The sequence below is a fragment of the Arthrobacter sp. 2YAF22_2 genome (assembly GCF_052114645.1).
Taxonomy (GTDB): Bacteria; Actinomycetota; Actinomycetes; order Actinomycetales; family Micrococcaceae; genus Arthrobacter.
Genome location: NZ_JBFRFD010000432.1, coordinates 1 through 3248, shown reverse-complemented (window position 1 = coordinate 3248; position 3248 = coordinate 1). Strand labels below are relative to the sequence as shown.

Below are 3248 nucleotides of genomic sequence, written 5' to 3'. Positions count from 1 at the left end.
CCGCCRACGGCGATGGCGGCCGCCGCGGCGACGCCGATCAGCCAGTTGCGCATGCCCTGCGGCCGGCTCTGCTGCGCCGGGCTAGACGACCAGCGAGAGCAGCATCACGAAGGCGAAGCCGACCACGGAGATCAGTGTCTCCATTACCGACCATGTCTTGAACGTTTGTCCGACGGTCAGGCCGAACAGCTCCTTGACCAGCCAGAAGCCGGCGTCGTTCACGTGCGAGAGGAAGAGTGACCCTGCGCCGATCGCCAGGGCCAGCAGGGCTGCGTGGGTCGGAGAGAGCGAGCTGGCCAGCGGCGCGACGATGCCGGCCGCGGTCACGGTGGCCACGGTGGCGGAGCCGGTCGCCAGGCGCAGCGCCACGGCCACCAGGAAGCCGAGGACCAGCACGGACATGTTGGCACCCTCGGCCCATTTCTTGACCGCGTCGCCGACGCCGGCGCCGATCAGGGTCTGTTTGAAGCCGCCGCCGGCGCCCACGATCAGCAGGATCGCGGCGATCGGGCCGAGGCTGGCACCGATCTTGGTGGTGATCTTGTTCCCGGTGAAGCCCACGGCGTAGCCGAAGGTGAAGATCGCCAGGAGCACGGCCAGGGTCATCGCCACGAGCGGCTGGCCGACGAAGTCGAAGAAGACCCGGATCCACGGCGCGGTTGCGGCAGCCGGCCAAACGATGTCCACGACGGCCTTGAGCAGCATCAGTACCACCGGGAAGATGATGGTCAGCAGCGTCACCAGGAAACTGGGCTGGCGTTTGACGCCTTCCAGGTCGGCGCCGTGCTCGGTGTCGATGCCGCCCGCGACGGCGGGGGCACCCACCGGGACCCACCGGGCGGCCAGCCTGGAAAAGAGCGGCCCGCAGATGATGACGGTGGGGATGGCGACCAGGAGCCCGAGTGCGAGGGTGGTGCCGAGCTCGGCCTTGACGGCGCTGATCGCGATCAGGGGGCCGGGGTGCGGCGGCACCAGGCCGTGCAGCACGGACAGTCCGGCCAGGGCGGGGATGGCGATGCGCATCAGCGGCATCTTGGAGCGCTGGGTAACCAGGACGATCACCGGGAGCAGCAGCACCAGGCCGATCTCGAAGAACATCGGCAGCCCGATGATCACCGCGACCAGTGTGATGGACCAGACCACCCGGTTGCCGCCCGCCTTGGCGAGCAACGTGTCCACCACCCGGTTGGCCCCGCCGGAGTCCGCCAGCAGCTTGCCCAGCATGGCGCCGAGGGCAATCAGCAGGCCGACCTCCTTCAGGACGCCGCCGACGCCGTCCTCGAAGTTGCTGATGATCTTGGCCAGTTCCACGCCGGAGGCCAGGCCGACGAAGGCTGAGCCGAGCACGAGGGCGAGGAAGGGGTGGAGCTTGAACTTGGCGATCAGCACCACGATCAGTGCGATGCCGAGGGCGGCGACCACCAGGAGTTGGGTGTCATGGCCGGTCCAGGCCTCGACGGCAGCCGGAAGCTGCAATGGTACGAGAGATTTCAAGGGGTTGTTCCTAGCTGGAATATGGGGTGGTGACCGGTGCGCGGTTAGCGGCCGGCCGCGTCGTCGGCGTCGAGTTGGAGCCGGTCGATGATTTCCTGGGCCTCGTCGGCAGGGGTAGCGCCGACGCACAGGGTGATGGAGTTTTCGTCCTCGGTGGGGGCTTCGAGGGCGTCGAACTGGGAATCCAGCAAGGCCGGAGGCATGAAGTGTCCGTGCCGGGAGGCCAGTCGGTCCGAGATCCGGTCCTTGCTGCCTTCGAGGAAGACAAAAACTACTCCCTCCCCGCGCAGCACGTCGCGGTAGCGCTTTTTCAGGGCGGAGCAGGTCACGACGCCGGGCGTTCCGGCAGCGGTGTGCTCCCGGATCCAGCCGGCGATGCTCTCCAGCCAGGGCCAGCGGTCTTCGTCCGTCAGCGGCTGCCCGGCATGCATCTTGGCGACGTTGGCCGCAGGATGCAGGTCATCGCCTTCCGCCAGGTCCCAGCCGAGCCGTCCGGCCAGCAGGCCGGCGACGGTGGATTTGCCCGAGCCTGAAACGCCCATGATGACCAGAACAGGGTGCTGCGCAGTCTTCGCCATTAAAGTCTGCCTTCCATCAATAAATATGATTTAAACAGAGCAAGCATATGGCAGAGGTCACCCGCGGGCAAACGCTAGAAGCCGGCGATGGTCCCCTGGCCGTTCACGGTAACGACGTGGAACGCTTCGGCGCTGCGGCCGGGGGCGAGTCCACCGCGTTGCGCGGTGTCCAGCAGGAGCCCGCGGACGGTGCGATCCATGGCCGCGACGTCGGGGTGCTGGCTGACGTGAATGTGGATGGCCGCCAGCTTGTCATCGACATGCGCGGTGATGTCGACAAAGTGGTTTTCCCGGTCCTCCGGACCCGCAAAGAGCCAGAGCCAGGGCAGCTTGTAGGCTTCCAGTCCTGCGGCGGCCAGCTCCGGATAGGCGAACGGGTTTTCCAGCGCCGGGTAGACCGCCCTGGTCACTGCCTCCCCCACCGCCAGGTGGTCCGGGTGGCTCTTCTGGATCCGGTCCCAGTTGCGTTCCGGGTGCATGGCTAGCACGACGTCGGGGCGGATCTGGCGGATCAGCCGCACCACTTCGCGGATGACCTCGTGCGAGGCCTCAAGGTAGCCGTCGCGCTGGTGCAGGTAGTGGATGTCGCTGACCCCGACGAGCGCGGCGGCGCGCTGCTGCTCCTCGATCCGCAGCCGGACGATTTCGTCGCGCTGTTCCGGGTCGAAGCCACCGGCGTCGCCGTCGGTCATGATGCAGTAGCTGACCTGGATTCCGGCGGCGGTCCACGCGGCGATGGTGCCGGCGGCGCCGAAATCGATGTCGTCCGGGTGCGCGGCGAAACAAAGCACCCGCTCGATCCGGGTTTGCTCCGGATCCAGCGGGCCGTGTGCCGCGGGGGCGTTGGTGCTCAATGGTCAGCCTTTGCGTTTCTTGATTTCTTCGGTGGCCTGCGGCAGGACCTCGAAGAGGTCGCCGATGATACCGAAGTCGGCGATCTCGAAGACGGGCGACTCGGCATCCTTGTTCACGGCCACGATCACCTTGGCGGTCTGCATGCCGGCCTTCTGCTGGATGGCTCCGGAGATGCCTGCGGAAATGTAGAGCTGCGGGGAGACGGTCTTGCCGGTCTGGCCGATCTGCGCGTCGTGGCCGATCCAGCCGGCGTCCGTGGCGGCGCGGGAGGCACCGATGGCGGCGCCGAGGGCGTCTGCGAGGTCCTCGACGGGCGCGAAG

4 protein-coding genes are annotated in these 3248 nt (G+C 67.4%); all 4 read right to left on the bottom strand.

What is annotated here, in order from left to right; translation table 11 throughout:
* Positions 1–81 precede the first annotated feature (81 nt).
* Positions 82–1494: a GntT/GntP/DsdX family permease gene (locus tag AB4Y86_RS15380; RefSeq protein ID WP_441403063.1), complete on the bottom strand. Its 1413-nt coding sequence runs from the start codon at positions 1492–1494 to the stop codon at positions 82–84.
* Between the two features lie 44 nt (positions 1495–1538).
* The gene (locus AB4Y86_RS15375; protein WP_441403062.1) at positions 1539–2072 is read right to left on the bottom strand and encodes a gluconokinase; all 534 of its coding nucleotides are present in this window, start codon (positions 2070–2072) and stop codon (positions 1539–1541) included.
* Between the two features lie 74 nt (positions 2073–2146).
* Positions 2147–2926 (bottom strand): PIG-L deacetylase family protein, encoded by a 780-nt coding sequence (locus tag AB4Y86_RS15370; protein WP_441403061.1) that lies wholly within the window; start codon positions 2924–2926, stop codon positions 2147–2149.
* Between the two features lie 3 nt (positions 2927–2929).
* The coding region (locus AB4Y86_RS15365) for an electron transfer flavoprotein subunit alpha/FixB family protein (protein ID WP_441403060.1) at positions 2930–3248 on the bottom strand (319 nt) is incomplete at its 5' end.